The following is a 25,829-nucleotide window of genomic DNA, read 5'->3' as shown; positions in this document are numbered from 1 at the left end:
GCATTTCATTGCGAGAGCTGCCGCATGTCTTCCCACAACGATCACCGGAAGGGCCTGCTGATAACCGCCATCGGCGGCCTGACCCTGACCGTCGACATTCCCTTGATCCGCCTCGCCGACGGGGAGGCTTGGACGATCCTTCTGCTGCGCGCCGGCACGACCCTGATCGCGTCGCTGATCATCTGGGCGGTCTGGCGTGCCCTGAGCAAGGATGCGCCGCAACTCATTCCCGGCAAGGCAGGACTGGTGGTTGCCGCACTCTACGGACTCGGTTCGATTGCTTTCATCACCGGCGTTTTCCACACCTCGACGGCCAATCTCGTCTTCATCCTCGCCTTCACCACCATGTTCTCGGCGCTGCTGTCCTGGCTGTTCCTGAAGGAGCGGCCACGGCCGCTCACGCTGGCCGCGCTGGCGCTGATGATCCTGGGAATCGCGATCATCGTCGGCGATTCCATCGGCACCGGGCATCTGTTCGGCGATATCATGGCACTGTGCTCCGCGCTGTGCATCGCATGCGCCATCACCATTTCGCGTGCGAGCGGCAAGGATATGGGCTTTACGGCGCTGGTCGGCGTCGCCCTGCCCTTCGCCGTCGCCGCATTGATGGTTTCGAAGACCGGCATCCAGGTGAACGCGCCGTGGTGGATCATCTTCAACGGCGCTGTCATCATGCCGATCTCGTTCTTCTGCCTCGCCGCCGGGCCGAAGTACATTTCAGGACCGGAAGTGGCGATGTTCTACCTGCTCGAAACCGTACTGGCGCCGATCTGGGTGTGGATAGTCTTTGCCGAGACACCGAGCCGTAACAGCATGATCGGCGGCGCGATCCTGATTGTCACGCTTGTCGCCCACTCGCTTTGGCAGCTGCATCAGGGACGCAAGCGCCGCAGCGACTTTGCGGTGCATCATCCGGCCTGATACCCGCGCAATGCCGGCTGCAAACGGCAATTTCCTACGTCAGGCGCTGGCTTTCTTCGCCGCGCCTGGCTCCGGCAGAATCTCGATCTGTGGACCGGCCTCGATTTCGGCGGCCGAGCCTGAGGCCATCTCATCGGCCAACTCCACCTCGCGCAGCCATTCGCGCCAGATCGCGACCAGCAGTGCCATCAGCACCGGACCGATGAACAGGCCCAGGAAGCCCATGGTCTTGACGCCGCCGATCAGGCCGAAGAAGGTCGGCAGGAAGGGCAGCTTGATCGGCCCGCCGACCAGCTTCGGACGCAGTGTCTTGTCGACGATGAACAGTTCGACCGCGCCCCAGATGAACAGCGCCAGCCCTGCCATCGGTGAGCCGCTGGCCGCCAGGTAGATCGAGACCAAGGTGAAGGACAGCGGCGCGCCGCCGGGGATGAGCGCCATGACGCCGGTCAGGGCGCCGAGCGTAACCGGCGACGGGACGCCAGCCAGCCAGTAGGCGATGCCCAGCACCAGCCCCTCGCCAATGGCAATCACGGTCATGCCGGTCACTGTCGAAGAGATGGTCGCCGGCACGACCCGGGAGATCCGTTCCCATCTTGTCGGCAGGATGCGCTCGCCGAGGCGGTCGACCTGGCCCGCGAAGTGCTCGCCGTCGCGATAGGCGAAGAACAGCGCGATCATCATGAACAGCAGCGTCAACAGCAGCCCGAAGGCACTGCCGCCGGCGGCCAGCACACCACGGTAGATGCTGCCGATATTGGCGCCGCTGACCAGCTGGATCAATTCGCCGATGCCGCCGGGATGACCAAGATTGGTTGTCCACTGCTCGTTCAGCCACTCACCCACGATCGGCAGCGTCGCGATCCAGTGTGGCGTCACCGCGCCATGCCGGTTGGTCTCGATGGCCCACCCGACCCATTCGCGCACCTCGTTGATGGCGTATGTGCCGGCAAGCGCGATCGGGATCACCAAGAAAGCAAGGATGAAGAGGATGGCAAGGGTCGCGGCGATGGTACGGTTGCCGCCGACGCCGGTCAGCAGCCGCCGGTAGAGCGGCCAGCTGGCGAAAGCGATGACAAGCGCGGCGAGCACCGGAAACAGGAAGCCGTGGAAGAAATAGACGCCGGCGGCGACGATCAGCACCAAGAGCCAGCGCGCCGCCGACAGCGGCGGAATGACGGCCGCCCGCAGCGGCGTCGACAGTCCGAACAGGCGCTGCTGCCGTTCCGGTTTCTGGATTCTTGCTTCCTTCAAACGCTCGTTTCTCCCGACACCTTCCCGTTTATGCCCTGATATAGTGCAGTAATCGTGACGATAGTCCAAATGGTTGTGATCTCCCCCCTCGAGGGGGAGATGTCGCCGAAGGCGACAGAGGGGGTCGGTTCGACTGGGCGCGGCCTACTGCCTTGCGAATAGAGAGTGCTGGCGCTTTACGCGCGGCGACCCCCTCTGGCCTGCCGGCCATCTCCCCCTCGAGGGGGGAGATCGCAGCTTCAACCAAACTTGCCCGTCCTCGGAAATCCCTTCGGCACCATGCGCCCTGCCGATGCCCGGGCGCCGATCCATTCGGCCAGTTCCTCGCGCGACCTTGTGAACGTGCGGTCGGCCGAATCCTGCCAGGAAAGGCCGCTTTCCAGCGTAAACGGCTTGAGGTCGAGAAGGCCGCCATCCTTGTACTTCTGCAGCCGCACGCCCTTGCCGCGGCCCATCTCCGGGATATCGGAGAGCGCGAACACCAGCATCTTGCGGTTCTCGCCGACGATGGCGAGATGATCGCCGGTGACCGGTATGCAGCGCTTGGCCTCGTCCGGCGCCTTGACGTTCATCACCTGCTTGCCCTTGCGGGTGTTGGCGATCACCTCCTCCTCCGGAACGATGAAGCCGTTGGCGTCATGTGAGACCAACAGAAGCTTGCGCTTCGGATCGTGGACGAAGGCGGTGACGATGTCCTGGTCATTGTCCATGTCGACGATGATGCGGATCGGCTCGCCATGGCCGCGGCCGCCCGGCAACCTGTCGGCGCCGATGGTGTAGAACTTGCCGCCGGTGGTGAAGACCAGCACCTTGTCGGTGGTCTGTGCATGGAAGGCGAGCTTGAGGCTGTCGCCCTCCTTGAAGGTCAGCGTCGAGAGATCGGCCAGATGCCCCTTCATCGCCCGCAGCCAACCCTTTTCGGAAACCACGACGGTGACCGGCTCGCGCTCGATCATGGCGTGCGCGATGTCGGTCAAATCGTGCTCGGGCGCGTCCGCGAATTGGGTGCGACGCTTGCCGATCTCGGTCTCCGGACCGAACTTGTCGCGGATGTTGGCGACTTCCCACTTGATCGTCGCCCATTGTTTGTCGTTCGAGGCAAGCAGTGCCTCGATCTGCTTTTTCTCGGCGCTGAGACCATCGAATTCCTTGCGGATCTCGAATTCTTCGAGCTTGCGCAGGGCGCGCAGGCGCATGTTGAGGATGGCTTCGGCCTGGGTATCGGTGAGTGACCAGCGGGCCATCATCACCTGCTTGGGCTCGTCCTCCTCGCGGATGATCCTGATCACCTCGTCGATGTTGAGGTAGGCGATCAGGTAGCCGGCAAGGATCTCCAGCCGTCTTTCGATCTCGCCCAGCCGATGTTTCGAGCGCCGGATCAGAACGTCGCGGCGATGATCGAGCCATTCCTGCAGCACGCCCTTCAGCGACAGCACGTTGGGCACCTTGCCGCGCGACAACACATTCATGTTGAGCGGAAAACGGCTTTCGAGCTCGGTGAGCTTGAATAGCGATTCCATCAGGATGCCGGGATCGACCGACCGGCTCTTCGGCACCAGGACGACGCGGATATCCTCGGCGCTCTCATCCCTGACATCCTCGAGCAGCGGCAGCTTGCGCGCCATCAACAGCTCGGCGATCTTCTCGATCAGCCGCGCCTTCTGCACGCCGTAAGGGATTTCTGTGACGACGATGCTCCAGGTGCCCCTGCCCTGATCTTCCTGGTTCCATTTCGAGCGCACGCGAAAGCCGCCGCGGCCGGTCTCATAGGCTTCGAGGATCGAGGCGCGGCTGTCGACGATGATGCCGCCGGTCGGAAAATCCGGACCCTGAACGAAGTCCATCAGCTTCGCCACCGGCGCGTCGCGATGCTCTATCAGGTGCAGCGCGGCATCGCAGAGTTCGGCCGCGTTGTGCGGCGGGATCGAGGTCGCCATGCCCACGGCGATGCCGGACGAGCCATTGGCCAAAAGGTTCGGGAAGGCGCCGGGGAGCACAACCGGCTCCTCGTCCTCTTCATTGTAGGTCGGCCGATAATCGACGGCGTCCTCGGTGATGCCGGACAACAGCTCGGTCGCCACGTCGGTCATGCGCGCTTCGGTGTAACGCATGGCGGCGGCGTTATCGCCGTCGATATTGCCGAAATTGCCTTGCCCATCGACCAGGGGATAGCGCATCGAAAAATTCTGCGCCAACCGCACCAGCGCATCATAGATCGACTGGTCGCCGTGCGGGTGGAACTTGCCCATCACCTCGCCGACGATGCGGGCGCATTTGGCGAACCCCTGGTCAGGATTGAGGCGCAGCAGGCGCATGGCGTGCATGATGCGGCGGTGGACCGGCTTCAGCCCGTCGCGGACATCGGGCAGCGCCCGGTGCATGATGGTCGACAGCGCATAGGCAAGATAGCGCTCTTCCAGCGCCTTCTTCAGATCCACCGGTTCGATATGATCGCCGCCGCCATTTTCAGGCGGCAAAAGCCTTTTTCCCATGGGCTCGACCTAGCCGAGCGGGTGATTCGCGGCAAGAGCGCATGCGGAGCCGGTGGAGTTGCGCGCGCGGTTTCTGCAACATGAAACCGCAAGGTCGAACTTGCCGGCCAACATCAACCTGTTACATGCCGCATCTATTGCAAAGCGCGATGGCACTCATCGGTCGGGTCTTCATTCCAAATTCACCGCTTTGCCCGATGACGTCCGGATCGGATTTGCCTTTCGCCGGGATTTTTGACCAATGTGGCGGGATGCGCCATTTTCCCGTCCAGTTCGTCGCGGCATGGTGATGGCGCAAAGAATTCAAAAACAATTTCAGGCTCTCAGGGAATTTGCGATGACAATCAAACGCTCAACTCTCAGGAAATTCGCTTTTTCGACCTTTTTGCTTACGCTGCCGCTGAACGCGGCCCTGGCCCAGGACACCGCAGTTGCCGACCGGCTGAAGGCGGCGCTTGCCGCCCAGGGCGTCGACATCTCCTGGACCGGTGTAACCGGCGACGATACCGCCATGGTGCTGCAGGGCGTGTCGGTCAAACCGGCCGCGGAAAAGGAGGCGCTCCCAATCGGCGACGTCAAGCTCGAGGGGGTGACCGAGGCAAACGGCGGCTATGATATCGCCACCGTGTCGACATCGGCCTTCCAACACAGCAAGGACGGCGTCACCCTCAATCTCAGCCCCTTCGTCATCCACGACATGACGGTTCCGGCCGATGGCGCCACCGGCCCGCTGGGCTCGTTGATGATGTACAAGTCCGCCGAACTCTCGAACATGACGGTCAAGGTCGCCGACAAGACCGCGTTCTCGATGGACGGGCTTGCCATCGAGATCACACCGCCGGCAGACGGCAAGGCGATGGAATTCACCGGCACCACGGAAAAATTCGACGCCGACCTGACGCTGGTCGATGATCCCAAGTCGAAGGAAGTCATCAATGCGCTCGGCTACCAGAACATCTCGGGCAATCTCGAGATGGCCGGCACTTGGCAGCCCTCGGACGGCAAGATGGAGCTGTCCAAATACGACATCTCGGTCGAGAATGCCGGCACGCTCGGCATGACTTTCGACCTCGGCGGCTACACGATCGACTTCATCAAGTCTTTGCAGGAGATGCAGAAGAAGATGGCGGCGCAGCCCGAGGGCGCCGACAATTCGGCGCAAGGCATGGCCATGCTCGGCATTTTGCAGCAGCTTTCGTTCAACAGCGCCTCGATCCGCTTCGACGACGATTCGCTGACCAACAAGGTGCTGGACTATGTCGGCAAGCAGCAAGGCATGTCCGGCAAGGACATCGCCAACCAGGCCAAGGCGATCGTGCCGTTCGGGATGGCGCAGCTCAACAATCCGGAACTGACCGCGCAAGTGACCGCCGCCGTCGGCAAATATCTGGACGATCCGAAGAGCCTCGAAATCTCGGCCGAGCCGCCGGCATCGGTGCCGTTCGCGCTGATCATGGCGGGCGCCATGTCCAATCCGCTCGACCTGCCGAAGACGCTCGGCGTCAGCGTCAAGGCCAACGAAGACTGATCGAAGTTAGCTCCCTTCTCCCCGTCACTATAGACGGGGAGAAGGTGCCGGCAGGCGGATGAGGGGCAGCGCCGACGCCTGCAAATTGCAATTCAATGCCGAACCGATTGCCTGACAGCAGGTGTCAGTTTGCTCCTGACAGCAGGTGTCAGTTTGCTACGGCCGTTCGCCAATTACATGCAGCGGCGCTGCCCCTCATTGTCCTGCCCGTCCTCCGCAGCAGCTGCGCTGCAGCTGCGGAGGGTGGACCGGACATTTCTCCCCGTATAGAGACGGGGAGAAAGGGCAGTTGCAACGCTGCCGTCAGTCCTTCTTGGGCGTCGCGACGCGCAGTGCCAGTTCGCGAAGTTGCTGCGGGCTTGCTTCCGACGGCGCACTCATCAAGAGGTCGTAGGCCTGCTGGTTCATCGGGAACATGGTCACCTCGCGCAGATTCTTGGCCCCAACCAGAAGCATGACGACGCGATCGATGCCAGCCGCCATGCCGCCATGCGGCGGCGCGCCGTACTGGAAGGCGCGGTAGAGGCCGCCAAAGCGCTCCTCGACCGTGGCGCGATCCAGCCCGACCGTTTCGAACGCCTTGACCATGGTTTCGGGCAGATGGTTGCGGATACCGCCGGAAGCGATCTCGAAGCCATTGCAGACCATGTCGTACTGGAACGCCTTGATGCCGAGCAGATCGTCGCCATTGAGCGCATCGATACCGCCCTGCGGCATCGAGAACGGGTTATGGGCGAAGTCGATCTTCTTCTCCTCCTCGTTCCATTCGAAGAACGGGAAGTCCACGATCCAGCAAAGCTCGAAGCGTTCGCGATCGACTAGATTCAACTCCTCGCCGGCGCGGGTGCGCGCGGCACCTGCAAACGAGACGAATTTCTTCGGGTCGCCGGCGACGAAGAAGGCGGCGTCGCCATCGGCAAGGCCGAGCTGCTGCCGGATCGCCTCGGTGCGTTCCTCGCCGATGTTCTTGGCCAGCGGACCGGCGCCTTCGAGCTTCTCGCCCTCCTTGCGCCAAAAGATGTAGCCCAGCCCCGGCTGTCCCTCGCCTTGCGCCCAGGAGTTCATGCGATCGCAGAAGGCGCGGCTGCCGCCGGTCTTTGCCGGAATGCCCCACACCTCTGCCTTCGGGTCGTTGGCCAAAATGTTGGCAAACACCTTGAAGCCGGAGTCGCGAAAATGGTCGGAGACGGCCTGCATCTCGATCGGGTTGCGCAGGTCGGGCTTGTCGGTGCCGTATTTGCGCATGGCGACGTCGTAGGGAATGCGCTGGAAGTTCTGCGTCACCGGCTTGCCGTTGGCGAAGGTCTCGAACACGCCGCGCATCACCGGTTCCATGGTCGACAGCACGTCGTCCTGCTCGACGAAGCTCATTTCCAGGTCGAGCTGGTAGAATTCGCCCGGCAGCCGGTCGGCGCGCGGATCCTCATCACGGAAGCAGGGCGCGATCTGGAAATAACGGTCGAAGCCCGACACCATGATCAGCTGCTTGTATTGCTGCGGTGCCTGCGGCAGCGCGTAGAATGTGCCGGGGTGGATGCGCGACGGCACCAGGAAGTCCCGCGCGCCTTCCGGTGACGAGGCGGTCAGGATCGGCGTCGAGAATTCCGTGAAGCCGACATCGCCCATGCGCTTGCGCATCTCGGCGATGATTTTTGTCCGCGCAAGGATGTTCTTGTGCAGTGTATCGCGGCGCAGATCGAGGAAGCGGTATTTCAGCCGGATGTCTTCGGGATAGTCCGGCTCGCCGAACACCGGTAGCGGCAATTCCTTGGCCGCCGACAGCACTTCGATCTCGCGGGCGAAAATCTCGATCTCGCCGGTCGGCAAATTGGCGTTGGTAGTCTCGGGCAAGCGCGCCTTGACCTCGCCGTCGACGCGGATGACCCATTCGCCACGCACGGTCTCGGCGACTTTGAAGGCCGGCGAATCCGGATCGGCGACGATCTGCGTCAGGCCGTAGTGGTCGCGCATGTCGATGAACAGCAGGCCACCATGGTCGCGCACGCGGTGCACCCAGCCCGACAGGCGAACGGTCGAGCCGACGTCGCTCTTTCTCAACTGGGCACAGGTGTGGCTGCGGTAACGGTGCATTGTCATTGCTAAAGTCCGGGGTGCTGGGTTGCGGGCCGAAGCATCAAAGCCCGGCCTGAAAATTTGCGCGAAAAGCGCATGGGAGGCTGGATTTGTCAAGGCAAGCGGACTTCGGGTTGTCTCATGACATGACCTTCAGGGTTTAAGTCTTTGCCTGTCTTGGTGCATTGCCACTAGAAGTGCTTCCTACGACCGCGCAATTATCAAGCGATCTGGAGATGCTTCGTGCCAAAACGCACTGTCCCACCGGGCATTGGGCCACATAATGGCCGCGAGTTGGAAATGATGCTTCGGGGCGACAAGCCAATGGCCTTGTTCGCGGCGGAACCGGGCATGGACGCGGAAGATGTCTTGCCGCCCCAATGCCTGCTTGGAATTGCCGCTGGCGTTGGCGGAAGCGATGGTCCAAAAGAGATCACCGATACGTGATTGCCTCTTCATGTCCTCCATCCGCCCGCTGATACCGCTCCTTCTCGCCGCAGGCATCCTGCTTGGCGGCAACGGGCTGCAAAGCACACTGATCGCGCTGCGCGGCGCGCAGGAGGGGTTTTCGGCTTCCTACATCGGCCTGATGGGCACATTCTACTTCGCCGGTTTCCTGCTCGGCTGCCTGGCCATCACGCGCATCATGAAAGCCGTCGGCCATGTCAGGGCGTTTTCGGCGCTGGCGGCGATCGCCTCGGTCGGCACCTTGCTCCTGGTGCTGGTTCTCGATCCGGTGATGTGGTGCGCGGTGCGCTTTGTCGGCGGGTTCTGCTTCGCGGGGCTGTTCACGATCGTCGAAAGCTGGCTGAATTCCGGCGTCAGCAATCATGATCGCGCGCGCGTGCTGGCGATCTACCGGATGGTCGATATTGGCTCGGTGACCGGCGCCCAGTTCCTGATTCCCGTTTTCGGCGCCGGCGGTTTCGCCATCTTCGCCATCATGTCGATGATGATCACGCTGTCGCTCGTGCCGGTGTCGCTCGGCGACCGTTCCAACCCGACGCCGCCGGAAGAGGTCAAGCTCGACCTGGCGCGCGTCTGGCGGATCTCGCCGCTGGGCTGCTTCGGCTGCATCGCCGTCGGTGTCACCAACAGTGCCTTTCGCACATTGTCACCGGTCTATGCCGAACAGATCGGCATGTCGGTCGCCGATGTCGTCACCTTCGTCAGCGTCGGAATCTTCGGCGGCGCCATCATCCAGTATCCGCTCGGCTATCTCTCCGACCGCTGGGACCGGCGCCGGGTGTTGTTGATGACGACCTGCTGCGCGATGTTTTCGGCACTGGCGCTGGTGTTCATCGCCGGCAGCAATCCATTGCTCAACTTCGTCACCATCTTCGTCTTCGGCTGTTTTGCAATGCCGCTCTATTCACTGTCGGCGGCGCATTCCAACGACCGCGCCGACACGGGGGAGTTCGTTCTGATCAACGCGGCGCTGATGCTGTTCTACTCCTTCGGCGCCATTGGCGGTCCGTTTGCCGCCTCGACGGCGATGCAGTATTTCGGGCCGAGCGCGCTGTTCGTGTTCAGCGCCGTCGTCTATGCGATCTTCATCGCGGTCATTCTCTTGCGCATGCAGGCCCGGTCCGGCGTGCCGGCGGGCAAGCGCAGCCGCTTTACCGCGCTGTTGCGCACCTCGACGATTTTCGCTCGGCTGGCCAGAAAAAGCGGCGATGCCGACGGCCCGCCGAAACCGTGACGATGGCGCCACGGCTTGACGAAAGCCCTGCCGGCTGAAATCTAGGAAGACCTTACTCCTGCCAAAAGCGATTTGATGCACGTCATCACCACCCAGCAAGAGCTCGAGACCGTTCTCGCCGCTTTCGAAAAGTCGGATTTCGTCACCGTCGACACCGAATTCATCCGGGAAACGACCTTCTGGCCGATCCTGTGCCTGATCCAGATGGCCGCACCCGGGGTGACCGCGCTGATCGATCCGCTGTCACCAGACATCGACCTGAAGCCGTTCTTCAGGCTGATGGCCAACGAAGCGGTGGTCAAAGTCTTCCACGCTGCGCGGCAGGACATCGAAATCATCGTCCATCTCGGCGATCTCGTTCCGCACCCGGTGTTCGACACGCAGGTGGCGGCGATGGTCTGCGGCTTCGGCGACAGCGTTTCCTACGATCAGCTGGTACAGCGCATCACCGGCGCGCGGCTCGACAAGTCGTCGCGCTTCACCGACTGGCGCCACCGTCCGCTTTCCGAGAAGCAACTCGAATATGCACTGGCCGACGTCACCCATCTGATCGAGGTCTATAGGCATCTCAGCGCCGAACTGGTGCGGGAGAACCGCGCCCATTGGCTCAACGAGGAAATGGACGTCCTGACCTCGCGCGAAACCTACGATCCGCATCCGGAAGACGCCTGGAAGCGGCTGAAGATGCGGCTGCGCAAGCCGCAGGAACTGGCGATCGTGCAGGCCGTGGCCGCATGGCGCGAGCGCGAGGCGCGCGAGCGCGACGTACCGCGCGGCCGCGTGCTCAAGGACGACGCGATCTACGAGGTGGCGCAGCAGGGGCCGCGCGACATGGCGGCCTTGGCCAAGCTGCGCACGACGCCGAAAGGCTGGGAGCGTTCCTCGACGGCCACGGCTTTGCTTGGCGCGGTCAATACCGCGCTTGCCCTGCCCAAGGAGCAGATGCCGAAGCTGCCGAAGAACTTCCAGCCGCCCGAAGGGTCGAGCGCTGCGGCGGAGTTGTTGAAGGTGCTGCTGAGGATCGTCGCCGAAAAACAGGGCGTGGCCTCGAAAGTGCTGGCCTCCAGCGACGACATAGACCGCATCGCGGCGGAAGGCGAGGATGCCGACGTGCCGGCTTTGCAAGGCTGGCGGCGTGCCGTGTTCGGCGAGGCGGCGCTCAAGCTGGTGCGCGGCGAAATCGGCATCAAGTTCGACAAGCGCAAGATCGCGGTATTCGACCTGTAGCGTCGGCCGCGCATCTCATCTCCCCTTGTTGGCGAAAGGGAGTTGGCGCAACACATGCGCCAATCAATCCTGGCGTCGTCTCTGGTCAACCAGGGTGAAAGCCGCCATGACGACCACCGGGATGGCGAGAAGCGCGAATTTGGTCACGATCAGCGCCGAGGCGAACGACAGCGAATCCGGGTTGGCATACAGGAAATCGGACAAAAGCCGCGCCACCGCCATGTTCTGGGCATAGTCGGCGATCGTGTAAGGCAGCACCAGCACCAGCGCGAAAATGGACTGGAGCTGCGCCGGCATGGCGCGAAAACTCTTCAATCGCCGGCCAGTGGCCAGGATCAGGCTGACCAGCGTCACCGACAACAGCGCCGGGAACAGCAGATCGAAGGTCAGGTAATGCCAGACGAGAATGATCTCGCCGCCGCGCCGGCCGAGTGCCGTCAGCCAAGCCATGCCTTCGTCCGGAGTGAAACCGAGAATGCGCATGTCGAGTGACGGCAAGCCGCCGCTCAACTGGCGGAAGTAGAAGAATTCCAACGCTGTCATGGCGATGAAAACCGCCGCTGTCAGGAAGCAGAACGGGGCGGCGTGACGGGACAGCCGCAGGATCGCCGCCGTCAGGCTCCGCCCGAGCCCGTATTGGTCAGGCTCCACCGGGATAGTTCGGGCTTTCGCGGGTGATCGTGACGTCATGGGCGTGGCTTTCACGAAGTCCGGCGTTGGATATGCGCACAAAAGTGGCGCGCTCGCGGAAATCGGCAAGATCACGGCCACCAACATAACCCATAGCGGCTTTCAGGCCGCCCGCAAGCTGGTGCAGCACGCCAGACACAGGTCCTTTGTAGGGGACCTGCCCTTCAATGCCCTCCGGCACCAGTTTCAGCGTGTCGCGCACCTCGGCCTGGAAGTAGCGATCGGCGGAGCCGCGCGCCATGGCGCCAACCGAGCCCATGCCGCGGTAAGCCTTGAAGGAGCGACCCTGGTGCAGATAGACCTCGCCCGGGCTCTCGTCGGTGCCGGCCAGCAGCGAGCCGATCATGGCCGCACTGGCGCCGGCGGCGAGCGCCTTGGCGAGATCGCCGGAATATTTGATGCCGCCATCGGCAATCACCGACACGCCTGATTTATACGCGGTTTCCACCGCCGACATGATCGCCGAGAGCTGCGGCACGCCGACGCCGGCAACGATGCGGGTGGTGCAGATGGAGCCTGGGCCGATGCCGACCTTGACCGCATCGGCACCGGCATCGATCAGTGCCTGCGTGCCTTCGGCGGTGGCGACGTTGCCGGCCAGGATACGCACCGAATTCGAGAGCTTCTTGGCGCGGGTCACCGCGTCTAGAACGCGCTGCGAGTGGCCATGCGCTGTGTCGATCACCAGGAGGTCGACGCCGGCCTCGATCAGGCGTTCGGCGCGCTCATAGCCGTCATCGCCGACGCTGGTGGCGGCTGCCGCGCGCAAGCGGCCCTGCGCATCCTTGGTGGCGTGCGGGTTGAGCTGCGACTTCTCGATGTCCTTGACGGTGATCAGCCCGACGCAATTGCCTTGCTTGTCGACGACGACAAGCTTCTCGATGCGGTGCTGGTGGAGAAGCCGCTTGGCCTCATCCTGGTCGACATTTTCCTTGACCGTGATCAGGTTCTCACGGGTCATCAGTTCGTAGACTTTCTGCGCCGGGTCGGACGCAAAGCGGACATCGCGGTTGGTCAGGATGCCGACCAGCCGCCCCGTCTTGTGGCCGCCGCTGCCGCCATTCTCGACCACCGGAATGCCCGAGATCGAGTAGGTGCGCATCAGCGAAAGTGCATCGGCAAGCGTGGCGTCGGGACCGATGGTGACCGGGTTGACCACCATGCCGGATTCGAATTTCTTGACCTGCCGTACCTGCTCGGCCTGTTCGGCAGGGGAGAAATTGCGGTGGATGACGCCGATGCCGCCGGCCTGGGCCATGGCGATGGCAAGGCGCGCCTCGGTGACGGTGTCCATCGCCGCCGACAGGATCGGAACGTTGAGGTCGATGTCGCCCGCGATGCGGGTGCGCACATCGGTTTCGCCGGGCATGACCTCGGAATGACCGGGCTGCAGCAGCACGTCGTCAAAGGTCAGCGCCAGTGCGCCGGTGGACGTTTCGATGATTTTTGCCATGGCCAGTCCTCGGAATACAGAAAAAGCGCTTGACCGGAATGGACAGCGCCGACTCGTCTTCTTCCCTTTCAGGATTGGCGCTGGCTCGTAACACGTCCCGCCGCGGATGAAAAGCCGATCGTTGCATTGCAAAGCAACAGCATCGAGCGGCTTGCGGCGCCACCCCTGGTTGCGGTCGCACGAAAGTGAAAGCAATTTAACACGACATCGGCGCCGAGCCGTGATAACCGCCCAGCGTGCCGGCTTGCCCCGATCTGCAATGTCGGCGACACACAGAATCAAGTCCGGACGCGTTTTGTGAACCGCACCATTCCGCTCATCCTGGCGGTCGCACTTTTCATGGAAAACATGGATTCGACCGTCATCGCCACATCGCTGCCGGCGATTGCCGTCGACATCCACACCAGCCCGATCGCGCTCAAGCTGGCGCTGACCGCCTATCTGGTATCTCTGGCGATCTTCATTCCGATCAGCGGCTGGATGGCCGACCGTTTTGGCGCCAAGAATGTCTTTCGCAGCGCGATCGCGGTCTTCATCGTCGGCTCTATCGCTTGTGCTCTCTCCGGTTCTCTGCCGGCTTTCGTGGTTTCGCGTTTTCTGCAAGGCATCGGCGGCGCCATGATGACGCCGGTCGGGCGACTGGTGCTGGTGCGCGCGACGCCGAAAAGCGAACTCGTCGCCGCCATGTCATGGCTGACCGTACCGGCGCTGGTCGGGCCATTGGTCGGGCCGCCCGTGGGCGGCTTCATCACCACTTATTTCACCTGGCACTGGATCTTCCTGATCAACGTTCCGATCGGCCTGATCGGCATCTGGCTGGCGACGCGTTTCCTGCCGCAGACCGAACCGATGGAGAACCCGCCGCTTGATTTCATCGGCTTCGTGCTGAGCGGGCTGGCGGCATCCGGCGTGGTGTTCGGCCTGTCGGTGGTCAGCCTGCCCTATCTGCCGCCGATGGCCGGCGTCATCACGGTGGCGGTCGGGCTGGTGTCGGGCGGGCTCTATTTGCTGCACGCGCGCCGCGCCAAAAATCCGCTGCTGGCGCTCGACCTGTTCCGCAACCAGGTATTCCGCTCGTCGGTGCTGGGCGGCGGGCTTTTCCGCATCGGCATCGGCGCGGTACCGTTCCTGTTGCCGTTGATGTTCCAGATCGGCTTCGGGCTGACGCCCTTCCAGTCCGGCATGATCACCTTCGTCTCGGCGATCGGCGCGATCGGCATGAAATTCGTCACCGCGCTGATCTTCCGCGTCGCCGGATTCCGCCGCGTGCTGGTCGTCGGCTCGCTGGTCGCAGCGGCCTCCATCGCCATCAACGGCCTGTTCACCCCGGACACACCTTATCTGCTGATGTTGGCCATGCTTCTGGCCGGTGGCTTCATCAGGTCGATGTTCTTCACCGGCGTCAATGCGCTTGCCTATGCCGAGGTATCGGCCGCCGACACCAGCAAGGCGACGCCGATCGCCGCGGTATTCCAGCAGCTTTCGATCGCGCTCGGCGTGGCGCTGGCCGGCGGCATCCTGGAAGTGTCGACATCGATCCAAGGCGGCCCGCTGACGCTGGACGATTTCCACCTCGCCTTCTTTATCGTCGCGGCGGTAGCGGCGGCGGCTTCGCTGTCGTTCGTGCGGCTGGCACCGGATGCCGGCAATGCCGTTTCCGGCCACGGCCGGCTGACAACGCCCAAGACACTGGAAACGGTCAGATCGCCGGGAGAGTGATGCGCCCTTTCCCTTCTCCCCTCGTGGGAGAAGGCAAGGCGCTATTCGCCGTCCCCCGGCCCTTCGCCAAGGCTCCGGGCGCTCGAGTCCTTAACGTCCACTGGACGTTCCGATCCGCCTGATGGCGGACCGGACTCTCGCCCCTTGAAGTCCTTGGCCAACAGATAGAGTTCGACCGATTCATCGCGCGACGCCGGAGGCTTGACGTGATGGACCGAACGGAAGTTGCGCTTGAGCATCGAGAGCAGCTCGTTCTCGGCGCCGCCCTGAAAAGTCTTGGCCAGGAAATGCCCGCCCGGTTTCAGGACGGACAGCGCGAAATCGGCCGCCACCTCGCACAGATGCATGGTGCGGATGTGATCGGTCCGCTTGTGGCCTGTGGTGGGGGCGGCCATGTCGGACAGCACGACATCGGGTTCGCCGCCCAGTGCCTCCGCCAGTTTTTGCGGCGCCTGCGGATCGAGGAAATCCATGAGCAGCACCGGCGCGCCGGGTACGGCGTCCATTTCCAGATAGTCGATGCCGATGACATGCGGCTTTTCGGCCGTCGATTTGGTGCGCGCGGCCGCGACCTGGCACCAGCCGCCCGGGGCGGCGCCCAGATCGATCACCTTCATGCCGGGTTTCAGCAAATGGTGCTTGTCATCGATCTCGATCAGCTTGTAGGCCGCGCGTGAACGGTAGCCGTCAGCCTTTGAACGCTGGACGTAGGGATCGTTGATATGACGCTGCAGCCAGCGGCGCGACGATTCCTTCAGGCCGCTCTTCTTCTTGATCCGCGTCTTCAGCACGCGAATGCTGGCTGATCCTGGCTTTTCCGGTTTCTTGGTCATTGTCTGATTTCTTGTTTGAGTTTTCTCGTTTGCCGAGTTGTGGCGGTTTTTCGGATGCTGCGCGTTTCGTGAACGGCTTCCCCCACTCCGTCGCTGCTTCGCAGCGCCACCTCTCCCCCCTCCGGAGGGAGAGGAAGGGTGCCAGGGCCTGCGACCTCGCGCCCTTCGAGATCAGGCTCTGCCACGCCCATCATTGCGCCAGACGCCGTCATCCGCCATCAGCTCGCTCAATATGCCCTCGCGCAGGCCACGGTCGGCGACGCGCAGCCGCTCCGAAGGCCAGACCGCGCGGATCGCTTCCAGTATGGCGCAACCGGCAAGTACGAGATCGGCGCGATCCGCACCGATGCAAGGATTGGCGCAGCGCTGCTGGAAATCCCAGCCGACCAATCGTTCGACCATGCGATCGACGCTGTCGCGATCCATCCACAGCCCGTCGACGCGGCGGCGATCGTAGCGTTCGAGGTCGAGGTGAACGCCCGCCAGCGTCGTCACCGTACCCGAAGTGCCGAGGAGATGAAAATTCGGGCTGGCCTTGAGATGGCTCAGCCGGTCGCGGCCGTCGAAGGCGGCCAGCCGGCCGGCGACATCGTCAACCATGGCGGCGAAGATTTCGCGCGTCACCGTGCGGCCGCCGAAACGCTCGGCCAGCGAAACGACGCCGACCGGCAGCGAAGTCCACGACACGATATGGTTCGCGAGCCGCGGCGAACGTCGGCCGGTGAGATCGATCAGCGCGATCTCGGACGAGCCGCCGCCGATATCGAACAGGACGACGCCTTGCGTGTCGCGCTCGACCAGCGAGCCGCAGCCCGAAACCGCCAATCGCGCTTCGGTCTGGCGATCGATGATTTCAAGCTTGAGACCGGCCTCGCGCTCGACGCGCTCCAGGAATTCGACGCCGTTCTCGGCCGAGCGGCAGGCTTCGGTGGCGATCAGCCTTGCCTTCCTGATCTTGCGGCCGCGCAATTTGTCGCCGCAAACCTTCAGGGCCTCGACCGCGCGGTCCATCGCCGGCTGGCCGAGCCGCCCATTGGCGGTAAGCCCCTCGCCCAGCCGCACGATGCGCGAGAAGGCATCGATGACCCGGAACTGACCATGGCGCGTGGGAACGGCGACCAATAGCCGGCAATTGTTGGTGCCGAGGTCCAGAGCCGCAAAGACAGGCAATTCGCGTGCCGGCGGCCGACGGGTGCCCTGCTCCGGTCGCGGCGCTGGAACGAGAAGCGAGACGACCGAATCCGGCGGCCGGTTCGCCTCAACCGCCGGGTCGGCGGCTTTGCCTGGCGTAGGCGATCTGTTGTCCTGCGGACGCGTTTCGTCGCGCGCGAAAACCTTGCGCCCGCGCCGTCGCTTGCGCCGCTTCTTCGGCTTGCTCTTCTGGTTACGGGTCGCGTCGCCCGCCTCCCCGTTCACGGAGCGAAGCTCCGACGGACGGCGTTGCTGCCAACTGGCGGTCCCCGAGCCTGACGGCCCTGGGGAAGCGCTGGACGCGCCCACCTCCGGCGCCCGGGCGCCGGTGTCGCGGTCTTCCACTATCGTTCCTTCCGGCGCCGCGCGAACCGATGACGGACGCAGCAGGCGCTTCAGTGTTTTAAGTTGCCGCCAGACTAACAGTGCTGCGCCAGATCACCAAGAGCCGTGTGCCGAATTTTGCCGGCTGGGCGTGCAAGCGACGTCTCTGGCCATTCGGCGTAACGTTTCGGCAAGCGGGGATCGGTAGCGGAATACCTTCCTGATTCCGCCAGCCGCCGGCGTAAAAGCCTTCGCGGTTGAATAGCCGGCTTCAATGAGGCATTTCTGAAATGCAGGGAAGAAATCGGAATCGCCAAATCGGAATCGCCGATGTCTCCCGCCACCGACAGAAAAGGAACGGGCCGCAAACGCATGGCAATCTGGCGATGAACTGGAGACGCTATTTCTGGCCGGTGGTCGGCATCGCGGCGGTGATATTCTCGCTGCTGCTGCTCTGGCACGAACTGCGCGGCATTTCGCTCGACGATGTCTGGGACGGCCTCGCCGCCATTCCGACCCGCGGCTGGATCCTGGCGGCGCTGAGTTCGGTCGTCGCCTATGCATCGCTCGCCGGTTACGACCACATCGCGCTCATGCACATCGGCAAGAAAGTCTCGTGGCTGTTCGTCACCCTGTGCTCCTTCACCACCTATGCGCTGTCACACAATATCGGCGGCTCGGTCTTCTCCGGCGCCGTCATCCGCTACCGCGCCTACGGCACCAGGGGCCTGACCGGCCAGGATGTCGGTGTGCTGGTGGCCATCTGCTGGATCACCTTCGTGCTGTCGACGGTCCTCGCCTCCGGCCTCGTACTGGTCTTCGAGCCCGAGATTCTCGACCGGTTTTCCGGCATCGCCCATCATGGCCTGTCGGAAGCCGCGGGCATCGCGATGCTGGTCCTGGTCGCTGCCTATATATTCGGCAGCTGGTTGCATCTGCGCCCGCTGAAAATCGGAAGTTTCCAGTTGCACTATCCGGCGCTGCCGATCGTCGCCAGGCAGTTGCTGATCGGCCCTATCGAACTTCTGGCAGCCACCGCGATCATCTTCTTCGCCCTGCCCGAAACGCACAACCCCGGCTATTTCGTCATTCTCGGCGTCTTCCTCGTCTCCTTCTCGATTGCGCAGATCTCGCATGCGCCTGGCGGGCTCGGCGTGTTCGAGGTGGTGTTCCTGGCCGGGCTTTCGGACATGGATCCGGTCGGCGTGCTGGCTGCGCTGCTGGTGTTCCGGCTGTTTTATCTCATCATTCCGCTGATTCTCGGGCTGGGCATCGTGCTGTTCTTCGAACGCTCGCAGTTCGGTCGCAACCAGAGCTGAAACGCAGGATTGGACGTCAGGCCCGCGCGGCGCTCGAAACGCATCATCCGAACCGGCCGACAAAACGTTGCGAATGAACCGCCGAGCAGGCTTGACTATTTTCCGCTGGCGGCTACAAGGCAGCGCTCACAGCGGCTTGCCCGCTCGGCTCGCGCGGTTCATGGCCGCGCCTGCTGGGGAATAGGTTAACGGTAGACCCACGGACTCTGACTCCGTTAGTCCTGGTTCGAATCCAGGTTCCCCAGCCATCTTTTTTCCCATTAAGATCAAACGCTTGGACATATTACGCCTTTGCAGGCGTGCCCTTCTGAATCATCTGGCGGGCAGAAAAAGCAGTAGCCGCCAATCTAAAAAGCCCTGACTCGGCGCTTTTCAAGAACGTGCGTTATAATGATCTCAAGATCGCCGCGCCGTGGCGAATGCACCGCGTCCCATTGTCGAAGCATTTCGAGGAATCTGCGGGTAGCCAGGTCAGCGCTGGCGACGTCGACCGCGCGGATCTCAAGCGCCATAGCGTCGATTAATTGGGGTCGCCGGACCTTGAGCCGCCGTGGGCTCCGCCGCCGGCGTTGTCCGATCCGCCGTGGCTGTGGAACTGACTTCGCCTGAACGTGACACTTTTAACGGGGGGGCCGACGGGAACGTGGTTGTTGTCGCCCGATCCTTTGCCGGGATGCGATCCGCCTGATTTGGCTATTGCCCCAGAGTTCAAACTCGTGCCGAGCAGAAGTGTCATGGCCGGCGGTGTCACGGCCGCGAAGCGGCCGGCCCTTTTCAGAAAGTCACGGCGCGCTTTGGCCTCCGAGACCAGCTTGTTGTTCCCTGTGCTTTCAGTTGCCATCTCAGCACTCCCCTTTTAGCTATCCTAGTCTTTCATTGGGAAAAATAGTATTGCTCCAAAAGGCTTAGGTGGCGTTTGTCAGTTCTTGCGTTTCAGTAGGGAATGGCCTGCTTTCGGCGGCGCTTTTCTCTGTTCGACATTGGTGAAGCTGCAATGGAACACGCAGCCAGCCCCGAAAGTTGAACGCCAGAGCCGATGCATCGCAAACCTGGCAATCGGCATCGAAAGATCGACCAAGACATGAGCCGATGAGCACCTTTCCACTGCCGCTCGACACCCCTCCGATGGAGGCCAGGATTGCCGACGCGATCCCCGAGGACGACGGCTCTTGGCAATACGAGCCTAAATGGGATGGATTTCGGTGCCTGGCCTTCAAGAATGGCGACGCGGTCGACCTGCGTGCCAAATCCGGCAAGCCGCTCGGCCGATATTTTCCGGAAATCGTAGCCGTTCTGGGAAGTCTTCAGGCCAAACGCTTCGTTATCGACGGCGAGATCGTGATCGAGGTTGGCGGCGAGTTTTCCTTCGAGGCGCTGCAGATGCGCCTGCATCCGGCGCAGAGCAGGATTCGCAAACTGAGTTCGCAGACGCCTGCCGGATTGGTGCTCTTCGACATGCTCGCCAGACCGGGCGGCGAGATCATCACCGGCAAACCGCTTGTCGAAAGGCGGCGGGCGATCGAGGCCTTCGTGACTTCCTCGAACAGCCCGGATCTTCGCCTGTCGCAGTGCACACACGATGCTGCCACGGCAGCGCGATGGCTGAGCGGCGCCGGCCACGGGTCGACCGACGGTATCGTCGCCAAGTTGCTCGATGGCCACTACCTGCCCGGCGAGCGGGCGATGATCAAGGTAAAGCGGTTGCGTTCAGCCGATTGCGTCGTCGGTGGCTTCCGCTATCTCGCCGGCAGCCGCGAAGTCGGCTCGTTGCTCCTCGGCCTCTACGATGATGGCGGCAAGCTCGATCATGTCGGGTTCACCTCGACCATCGCCAACGCCGACAGGGCAGCGCTCACGCGACGGCTGGAGGGCCTGCGGGCGGAGCCCGGGTTCACCGGCAAGGCGCCGGGCGGACCAAGCCGCTGGAGCACCGAACGCAGTGGAGAATGGGAACCGCTGAAACCCGAACTGGTGGTCGAGGTCCGCTTCGATCATGTCACCGGCAAGCGGTTTCGCCATGGCACCAAGCTGCTGCGCTGGCGGCCCGACAAGGCGCCACGGCAATGCACGTTCGAACAGATCGAATAGGCCGTTATCGTTGGCCCTTCGAAGGCATGTCACGATTTTCCGCGCAAAGGGAACCAACTCAGGATTTGCCGGTTCGGACACCATCCACCGGAGGTTTCCCGACATGCCAAATGCAGCAGAAATTCTGGTCGACACTCTCATCGCCTGGAACGTCGAGGTGGTGTTCGGCTTGCCGGGGGACGGCATAAACGGCGTGATGGAGGCGCTGCGCACCCGGTCCGATAAAATCTCGTTCGTGCAGGTCCGGCATGAGGAGTCCGCCGCATTCATGGCATGCGCCTACGCGAAATGGACGGGGAAGCTCGGCGTGTGCCTGGCGACGTCCGGCCCCGGCGGCACGCATCTCCTGACCGGCCTCTACGACGCCAAGCTCGACCAGGCGCCGGTGCTGGCGGTCACCGGCATGCAGTTCCACGACCTGATCGAGACGTTCACGCAACAGGACGTCGACCTGACGCGCGTTTTCAACGACGTTTCCGTCTACAACGCCCATGTTTCGGATGCGGCGCATATGGAAAACGTCGCCAGCCTCGCGTGCCGCACCGCACTGGCGCGCAAGGGCGTGGCCCACCTTTCGATCGCCAGCGATGTCCAGGAGCAGGAGGACGAGCCCTCGAGGCGCTCCAAGCGCAATCGCCCTGCCCACACGCCGCAGGACATGTTTGCCGGCCATAGCATGCCGCTGGACGTCGAACTGGATAAAGCCGCCGCCATTCTCAACGAGGCTTCGCGGGTAACGATCCTGGCTGGACGCGGCGCGCTCGGCGCGGCTGCCGAACTCGAACACACGGCACGCCTGTTGCAGGCGCCTGTCGCAAAGGCGTTGCTCGGCAAGGCCGTGCTGCCGGATGACCATCCCCACACGACCGGAGGCATCGGCATCCTCGGAACCCTGGCTTCGCAAGAGGCGATGGAAAGCTGCGATGCGGTTCTGATCGTCGGTTCCACCTTTCCCTACATCGAATACTACCCGAAACCCGGACAGGCACGCGGGGTTCAGATCGACTGCGATGCGCAACGGATCGGGCTGCGCTTTCCAGTCGAGGCAGGCCTTGTCGGCGACGCGGCCGAAACCTTACGCGCCCTCAACCGGCGGCTGACACAGAAGCCTTCCAATGAATTCCTGCGACGCTCCCAGGAGACCATGGGACGGTGGCGTGAGATGATGAGGCAGTCGGAAGACGCGCGAGCGCATCCGCTGAAGCCGCAATTGATTGCCCGTGCATTCGGACAAAGATTGGCCGACGACACGGTGTTGGCCACCGACTCCGGCCAGAACACCGAGCTTGCCGCCCGCCATGTCGATCTTCGCGGCGGCCAGGCGTTCGGAGTGTCAGGATCCCTGGCATCCATGGCCTGCGGCCTCGCCTACGCAATCGCAGCCGGCATCGCATTTCCCGGTCGACCGATCGCCGCCATCGTCGGCGATGGCGGCTTTGCCATGCAGCTCGGCGAATTCTCGACGGCGGTGCGCTACAAGATTCCACTGAAGTTGCTGGTCATCAAAAACAACATGCTCAACCAGATCGCCTGGGAACAGATGATGTTTCTGGGCAATCCGCAATTCGGTTGCGAGCTGCAGCCGATCGACTTCGCCAAGGCGGCGGAAGCGATGGGCGCAAAGGGCTTGCACATCGACCGGGTCGACCAGATCGAGACGGTTCTCGACGAAGCTTTCGCCACTGAAGGGCCCGTAGTGATCGAAGCGCTGGTCGATGCCTACGAACCGATGATGCCGCCAAGGATGCCGCCCGACTACGCCAAGAATTTCCGCGAGGCCTTGCCGGATACGCCTGGGCACGAACGCATCGAGAAAAATATCGCTCGCGAACCGGCGAAATCGATGATGGATGCTGAGTAACCGGCGCCGACCGGCTGCGTCGCCGCGTCGATGAATGGCTTCGGCGCATGCCGCTGCCGCCGCGCCGCAGGCCTTCGCACAGGAGATACTCGATGTCTCGAGGTGAACTGACGCCCGACAGACATCGCGGGAATCACCCAGACCGTTGAGCTTCCTCGGAAGGGCGCTGCAAGGCCGCGCCACGGTCTTCGGCACTCGGGAACAGCACCTTCAATTTGTGCTCCGCGCCGGCCCAGCTTCGCGTGTGGAATTGCCACAGGCACCAAATGCTCACCGCAAAGGCCAGAACGCCGGCGATCAGGGCGAGGCCGACAGTCGCACCAATAACCGCCTTGAGCATCACGCCGACAAAGACGCCGGCGATTGCACCGTTGACGACATTCACCATGCCCGCCGTGCTGGCAAAGGCCTGCCAGGGCCTGGGCTTGAGGCCGACATCGGCCAGCAGAGCCAGATGGTCGTCGTGGGTGGAGTGAACCAGATATCGCGCCATCGAAGGCGCAAGCTCCGTATAGTAGTGCCGGATGCGCGCCATGCCATGGGCATGGACCATATCCTCAATGGCCACCTGAACGGCCCTGACGAAGGTCACCAGTCCAATGAAGTAGAGGCAAGGCAACAGGATCAGGCTGAACAGCACGAAAGGAAGCCCCATCCTCGTCACCTGAGCCACGAAAGCGAGCGCGATCGTCGCGCTCGACACGGAAGTCAGGAACAGATTGGCGCGCTGGTTCGCCTCCTGGATGGTGGCCGCCCTGGCGGTTTCCAGCACGAAATGTTCCGTGGTCATCATCTGCAGGAGCTGCTGCCGGCGCTCGCTTTCGTTTGTTTTGATTTCCTGTGTATCGGGCATCGCAAAGAGCCTATCGACGGTCGCTGGATTGCAGGGAGCGCAGGCTGACCTTCGGCTGTCGATCCCGGCCTGGCGCCGGTGCCAACTGACGAACGAGCAGTCGTCGACCCAGGAACGAATGCCGTTGGCCAGGGTTCCGGCCCGATCGACGGCCGTTCTATGATTGCGGCCGGAAAGCGGATCCGAAAGCGATCCCGATTCGGGCAATTTTTTATCCACGGATGACGAAACAATTGCCCCCGAGCATCGTTTCGCCACCAGCTATGAGTTGGTGAGGAGGCCACGATGAGCGCGACCGGTATGGATGTTTTCGACAAGACGCTGCAGACCACGAATATCTGGCTCGACGAGATCATGGCCGACCTTGGTCCGGACAGGCGCATCGCGTGGCACATATTGGGCGCCGTTCTGCGCACGTTGAGAGACAGGCTGCAGGTCGGGCTCGCCGCCAAGCTGGGAGCGGAGCTGCCGCTCCTTGTCCGCGGCGCCTATTACGATCGCTACCGGCCAGCGGCTGAGCCCGACAAGACGCGCTCGCTGGAAGAATTCTCGCAGCACATTCACGAGGAACTGAAGTCCATCCGTCCCGTTGATCCCGAGGATGCGGCGCGCTCGGTGTTCCGAGTGCTTGCGCGGCACATCGACCTCGGGCAGTCGGCAAAGGTGCGGGATGCATTGCCGAAGGAAATCCAGGCGCTCTGGCCTGAAAGCGTCGGCGTCAAGTGACACCACGGCGAACCAATAGCGCCGTCCCTGGGTTGAAGGAGAGGCCCACGTTCGTTCGCAAAGCCCGTCACGGTTACTTCTTGACGTAGGCGCCCGGCTGTCGGCCACCCTTGGGTGCTCTGGCGTCCTTGGAGCGCTCGGCAACCGCTGGGCCGGCGCCGGACGTCTTTTCGGTTGCCGCGCTCGGGGTAGCCTGGCTTGGTATTGCTCGTCTTGGCATTGCTTTTCTAGGCGGGTTTTGTCCTTCCGACTGGCGGGTCTTGTCTTCCACCTCCCCCAGCCGCCGCGTCAGCCCCATCCCACCGGGCGGCTTCCTGTTGCCGGCCGCCGCCTGGGAGAATTCATCCGCGGCGTCCGCGCCGGTCTTGGGCGGATACTTGGTTGCGCCGGTTTCGTAACGGGTCTCGTTCTCGGTCATGGCATCTCTCCGATTGCATGAGGGGTAAACTTTTCCGCGCTGCGCGGGTTCCGACTGCCGGCGGGTGCATGCGGATTTTGACAGCGGGAGATCCCGACGGCTGGACCACGTCAAACATTGGATTTTGCTGTTGCTTGCTGCCACTTCCGCGGCTTTCGCGCGTTGAGGCATGTTCAATGGGTACGCCGCACGTGGCCGATCGAAGCCGGACTTTTTCGGAGCCGTTTCCCAGTGGGTTCGCCCGATGAGCTTCGACGCGCTCTTCTCGACCTCAATCTGCTACGGCAACGGCGCCCCGCAAGCCGGCTGGACGCTGGCATTGCCCATCACACTGCCGCTCGCCGCGGTCATGTGGCTCTACATCGCCGGCGCTTTCCGGCTCCGGCGGCGGAGCGGGCGCGGACGTCGGTTGCGATCCCGGCAAGCCTTGCTGTTTGGCGCCGGCTGGTTCGCCTTGGCGGTCGCGCTGGTCAGCCCCATCCACGCTCTGGGCGAACGCGTGTTTGCCGCCCATATGATCGAGCACGAATTGCTGATGGCGGTCGCGGCGCCTCTGCTGGTGGCGTCATGCCCGGCGGCGGCGATGATATGGGCGCTGCCGGCGCGAATGCGCCAGGCACTCGGCGCGACCGCGCATGCAGGCGTCGTTCGGGCGATCTGGACCGTCATGAGCCGTCCCGTGGCGGCAACCATCCTGCACGGAGCGGCGATCTGGGCGTGGCATATCCCGGCGCTGTTCGAGGCTGCACTCCAGCAAGGTTTCTTCCACTATGCCCAGCATGCCAGCTTCCTCGGCACCGGGCTGTTGTTCTGGTGGGTGCTGCTGCCTCGTCCCGGCCGCGAGCAGGCCTGCGGCAGCGCGGTCATGCATCTTTTCCTCATTTCGCTGCACACCGGCCTGCTCGGGGCGCTGCTCGTGGTTTCGCCAAGGCTTTGGTATCCGCAAAATGCCGTCGGCTCGAGTTTATGGAATCTCAGCCCGCTCGAGGATCAGCAGGTCGCAGGCCTGGTGACGTGGATTCCAGCCGGCCTGATCTATGGCGGGGCCGCGCTGCTGATGGCGGCTCTCTGGATCCGGGCAAGCGGACGCCGGCAGGCCCGGCATGACCTGCGCGCCATCTGAATCGAAACAGTCGGCCACAGGGCGATCTACAGCA

The 25,829-nt window shown here is 63.0% G+C and carries 20 protein-coding genes and 1 tRNA gene; 11 read left to right on the top strand and 10 right to left on the bottom strand.

Going from position 1 to position 25,829, the window contains the following annotated elements; all coding sequences use genetic code 11:
- Nucleotides 1-24 precede the first annotated feature (24 nt).
- On the top strand, nucleotides 25-921 hold the full coding sequence (locus NKI49_RS03200) for a DMT family transporter (protein WP_352598373.1): 897 nt from the start codon (nucleotides 25-27) through the stop codon (nucleotides 919-921).
- A gap of 39 nt (nucleotides 922-960) precedes the next feature.
- Here the strand turns inward: NKI49_RS03200 and NKI49_RS03195 are convergent, their stop codons facing one another.
- Together NKI49_RS03195 and parC are read right to left on the bottom strand one after the other, a co-directional pair.
- Nucleotides 961-2,175, bottom strand: coding sequence for an AI-2E family transporter (locus tag NKI49_RS03195; protein ID WP_352598374.1), 1,215 nt, complete (start codon nucleotides 2,173-2,175; stop codon nucleotides 961-963).
- Between the two features lie 239 nt (nucleotides 2,176-2,414).
- A complete protein-coding gene (parC, locus tag NKI49_RS03190; protein WP_352598375.1) occupies nucleotides 2,415-4,667 on the bottom strand; it encodes a DNA topoisomerase IV subunit A in 2,253 nt (750 codons plus the stop codon).
- Nucleotides 4,668-5,004: 337 nt separating this feature from the next.
- On the opposite strand from parC, the gene NKI49_RS03185 reads away from it, so the two are divergent.
- Nucleotides 5,005-6,195 (top strand): aq_1923 C-terminal domain, encoded by a 1,191-nt coding sequence (locus NKI49_RS03185; RefSeq protein WP_352598376.1) that lies wholly within the window; start codon nucleotides 5,005-5,007, stop codon nucleotides 6,193-6,195.
- 303 nt (nucleotides 6,196-6,498) lie between these two features.
- Here the strand turns inward: NKI49_RS03185 and aspS are convergent, their stop codons facing one another.
- Entirely contained in the window at nucleotides 6,499-8,286 is a 1,788-nt protein-coding gene (aspS, locus tag NKI49_RS03180; RefSeq protein WP_352598651.1) for an aspartate--tRNA ligase, read from the bottom strand.
- A 439-nt stretch (nucleotides 8,287-8,725) separates the two neighbouring features.
- Here aspS and NKI49_RS03175 point away from each other — a divergent pair, with 439 nt between their 5' ends.
- Both NKI49_RS03175 and rnd read left to right on the top strand, forming a co-directional pair.
- Nucleotides 8,726-9,970 carry an MFS transporter gene (locus tag NKI49_RS03175; RefSeq protein WP_352598378.1) on the top strand — a complete coding sequence of 415 codons (1,245 nt, stop codon included), beginning with the start codon at nucleotides 8,726-8,728 and terminating at the stop codon, nucleotides 9,968-9,970.
- A gap of 75 nt (nucleotides 9,971-10,045) precedes the next feature.
- Nucleotides 10,046-11,197 (top strand): ribonuclease D, encoded by a 1,152-nt coding sequence (rnd, locus tag NKI49_RS03170; RefSeq protein ID WP_352598379.1) that lies wholly within the window; start codon nucleotides 10,046-10,048, stop codon nucleotides 11,195-11,197.
- Nucleotides 11,198-11,260: 63 nt separating this feature from the next.
- Here the strand turns inward: rnd and NKI49_RS03165 are convergent, their stop codons facing one another.
- Entirely contained in the window at nucleotides 11,261-11,887 is a 627-nt protein-coding gene (locus tag NKI49_RS03165; RefSeq protein ID WP_352598380.1) for a hypothetical protein, read from the bottom strand.
- Nucleotides 11,838-13,340 carry an IMP dehydrogenase gene (guaB, locus tag NKI49_RS03160; protein WP_352598381.1) on the bottom strand — a complete coding sequence of 501 codons (1,503 nt, stop codon included), beginning with the start codon at nucleotides 13,338-13,340 and terminating at the stop codon, nucleotides 11,838-11,840. The genes NKI49_RS03165 and guaB overlap by 50 nt, the downstream gene beginning before the upstream one ends.
- A gap of 297 nt (nucleotides 13,341-13,637) precedes the next feature.
- Here guaB and NKI49_RS03155 point away from each other — a divergent pair, with 297 nt between their 5' ends.
- Nucleotides 13,638-15,059 carry an MFS transporter gene (locus tag NKI49_RS03155; RefSeq protein WP_352598382.1) on the top strand — a complete coding sequence of 474 codons (1,422 nt, stop codon included), beginning with the start codon at nucleotides 13,638-13,640 and terminating at the stop codon, nucleotides 15,057-15,059.
- A gap of 41 nt (nucleotides 15,060-15,100) precedes the next feature.
- Here the strand turns inward: NKI49_RS03155 and NKI49_RS03150 are convergent, their stop codons facing one another.
- Entirely contained in the window at nucleotides 15,101-15,892 is a 792-nt protein-coding gene (locus NKI49_RS03150; protein ID WP_352598383.1) for an RlmE family RNA methyltransferase, read from the bottom strand.
- A 171-nt stretch (nucleotides 15,893-16,063) separates the two neighbouring features.
- Nucleotides 16,064-17,428: a Ppx/GppA phosphatase family protein gene (locus NKI49_RS03145; RefSeq protein WP_352598384.1), complete on the bottom strand. Its 1,365-nt coding sequence runs from the start codon at nucleotides 17,426-17,428 to the stop codon at nucleotides 16,064-16,066.
- A 365-nt stretch (nucleotides 17,429-17,793) separates the two neighbouring features.
- Between NKI49_RS03145 and NKI49_RS03140 the strand changes: the two genes are divergently transcribed.
- Nucleotides 17,794-18,726, top strand: a complete 933-nt coding sequence (locus tag NKI49_RS03140; RefSeq protein ID WP_352598385.1) for a lysylphosphatidylglycerol synthase domain-containing protein — start codon at nucleotides 17,794-17,796, stop codon at nucleotides 18,724-18,726.
- A gap of 174 nt (nucleotides 18,727-18,900) precedes the next feature.
- Nucleotides 18,901-18,974 (top strand) — tRNA-Gln (locus NKI49_RS03135).
- A 272-nt stretch (nucleotides 18,975-19,246) separates the two neighbouring features.
- Here NKI49_RS03135 and NKI49_RS03130 read toward each other — a convergent pair.
- Entirely contained in the window at nucleotides 19,247-19,567 is a 321-nt protein-coding gene (locus tag NKI49_RS03130; protein ID WP_352598386.1) for a hypothetical protein, read from the bottom strand.
- A 248-nt stretch (nucleotides 19,568-19,815) separates the two neighbouring features.
- On the opposite strand from NKI49_RS03130, the gene NKI49_RS03125 reads away from it, so the two are divergent.
- Together NKI49_RS03125 and NKI49_RS03120 are read left to right on the top strand one after the other, a co-directional pair.
- A complete protein-coding gene (locus tag NKI49_RS03125) occupies nucleotides 19,816-20,814 on the top strand; it encodes an ATP-dependent DNA ligase (RefSeq protein WP_352598387.1) in 999 nt (332 codons plus the stop codon).
- Between the two features lie 103 nt (nucleotides 20,815-20,917).
- Nucleotides 20,918-22,675, top strand: coding sequence for a thiamine pyrophosphate-dependent enzyme (locus NKI49_RS03120; protein ID WP_352598388.1), 1,758 nt, complete (start codon nucleotides 20,918-20,920; stop codon nucleotides 22,673-22,675).
- 133 nt (nucleotides 22,676-22,808) lie between these two features.
- On the opposite strand, the gene NKI49_RS03115 is transcribed toward NKI49_RS03120, so the two are convergent.
- Complete coding sequence (locus NKI49_RS03115) at nucleotides 22,809-23,468, bottom strand: hypothetical protein (protein ID WP_352598389.1); 660 nt, start codon at nucleotides 23,466-23,468, stop codon at nucleotides 22,809-22,811.
- Nucleotides 23,469-23,813: 345 nt separating this feature from the next.
- Here NKI49_RS03115 and NKI49_RS03110 point away from each other — a divergent pair, with 345 nt between their 5' ends.
- Nucleotides 23,814-24,254 carry a DUF2267 domain-containing protein gene (locus tag NKI49_RS03110; protein ID WP_352598390.1) on the top strand — a complete coding sequence of 147 codons (441 nt, stop codon included), beginning with the start codon at nucleotides 23,814-23,816 and terminating at the stop codon, nucleotides 24,252-24,254.
- A gap of 73 nt (nucleotides 24,255-24,327) precedes the next feature.
- Here the strand turns inward: NKI49_RS03110 and NKI49_RS03105 are convergent, their stop codons facing one another.
- Nucleotides 24,328-24,672, bottom strand: a complete 345-nt coding sequence (locus NKI49_RS03105; protein ID WP_352598391.1) for a hypothetical protein — start codon at nucleotides 24,670-24,672, stop codon at nucleotides 24,328-24,330.
- A 244-nt stretch (nucleotides 24,673-24,916) separates the two neighbouring features.
- Between NKI49_RS03105 and NKI49_RS03100 the strand changes: the two genes are divergently transcribed.
- The gene (locus NKI49_RS03100; RefSeq protein ID WP_352598392.1) at nucleotides 24,917-25,795 is read left to right on the top strand and encodes a cytochrome c oxidase assembly protein; all 879 of its coding nucleotides are present in this window, start codon (nucleotides 24,917-24,919) and stop codon (nucleotides 25,793-25,795) included.
- Nucleotides 25,796-25,829: the final 34 nt, after the last annotated feature.

Source organism: Mesorhizobium sp. M0587 (genome assembly GCF_040320945.1).
Lineage (GTDB): Bacteria > Pseudomonadota > Alphaproteobacteria > Rhizobiales > Rhizobiaceae > Mesorhizobium.
This window is presented reverse-complemented; position numbering and strand designations above follow the sequence as displayed.

Excerpts from the sequence above, each read along its gene's own strand:
- rnd (WP_352598379.1), top strand. The coding sequence starts at position 10,046 with ATGCACGTCATCACCACCCAGCAAGAGCTCGAGACCGTTCTCGCCGCT.
- NKI49_RS03120 (WP_352598388.1), top strand. The coding sequence starts at position 20,918 with ATGCCAAATGCAGCAGAAATTCTGGTCGACACTCTCATCGCCTGGAAC.
- NKI49_RS03200 (WP_352598373.1), top strand. The coding sequence starts at position 25 with ATGTCTTCCCACAACGATCACCGGAAGGGCCTGCTGATAACCGCCATC.
- NKI49_RS03110 (WP_352598390.1), top strand. The coding sequence starts at position 23,814 with ATGAGCGCGACCGGTATGGATGTTTTCGACAAGACGCTGCAGACCACG.
- NKI49_RS03150 (WP_352598383.1), bottom strand. The coding sequence starts at position 15,892 with ATGACCAAGAAACCGGAAAAGCCAGGATCAGCCAGCATTCGCGTGCTG.
- NKI49_RS03125 (WP_352598387.1), top strand. The coding sequence starts at position 19,816 with ATGAGCACCTTTCCACTGCCGCTCGACACCCCTCCGATGGAGGCCAGG.
- aspS (WP_352598651.1), bottom strand. The coding sequence starts at position 8,286 with ATGCACCGTTACCGCAGCCACACCTGTGCCCAGTTGAGAAAGAGCGAC.
- NKI49_RS03100 (WP_352598392.1), top strand. The coding sequence starts at position 24,917 with ATGAGCTTCGACGCGCTCTTCTCGACCTCAATCTGCTACGGCAACGGC.
- NKI49_RS03105 (WP_352598391.1), bottom strand. The coding sequence starts at position 24,672 with ATGACCGAGAACGAGACCCGTTACGAAACCGGCGCAACCAAGTATCCG.
- NKI49_RS03175 (WP_352598378.1), top strand. The coding sequence starts at position 8,726 with ATGTCCTCCATCCGCCCGCTGATACCGCTCCTTCTCGCCGCAGGCATC.
- NKI49_RS03165 (WP_352598380.1), bottom strand. The coding sequence starts at position 11,887 with ATGACGTCACGATCACCCGCGAAAGCCCGAACTATCCCGGTGGAGCCT.
- NKI49_RS03115 (WP_352598389.1), bottom strand. The coding sequence starts at position 23,468 with ATGATGACCACGGAACATTTCGTGCTGGAAACCGCCAGGGCGGCCACC.
- NKI49_RS03130 (WP_352598386.1), bottom strand. The coding sequence starts at position 19,567 with ATGGCAACTGAAAGCACAGGGAACAACAAGCTGGTCTCGGAGGCCAAA.
- NKI49_RS03185 (WP_352598376.1), top strand. The coding sequence starts at position 5,005 with ATGACAATCAAACGCTCAACTCTCAGGAAATTCGCTTTTTCGACCTTT.
- NKI49_RS03140 (WP_352598385.1), top strand. The coding sequence starts at position 17,794 with ATGAACTGGAGACGCTATTTCTGGCCGGTGGTCGGCATCGCGGCGGTG.
- guaB (WP_352598381.1), bottom strand. The coding sequence starts at position 13,340 with ATGGCAAAAATCATCGAAACGTCCACCGGCGCACTGGCGCTGACCTTT.
- parC (WP_352598375.1), bottom strand. The coding sequence starts at position 4,667 with ATGGGAAAAAGGCTTTTGCCGCCTGAAAATGGCGGCGGCGATCATATC.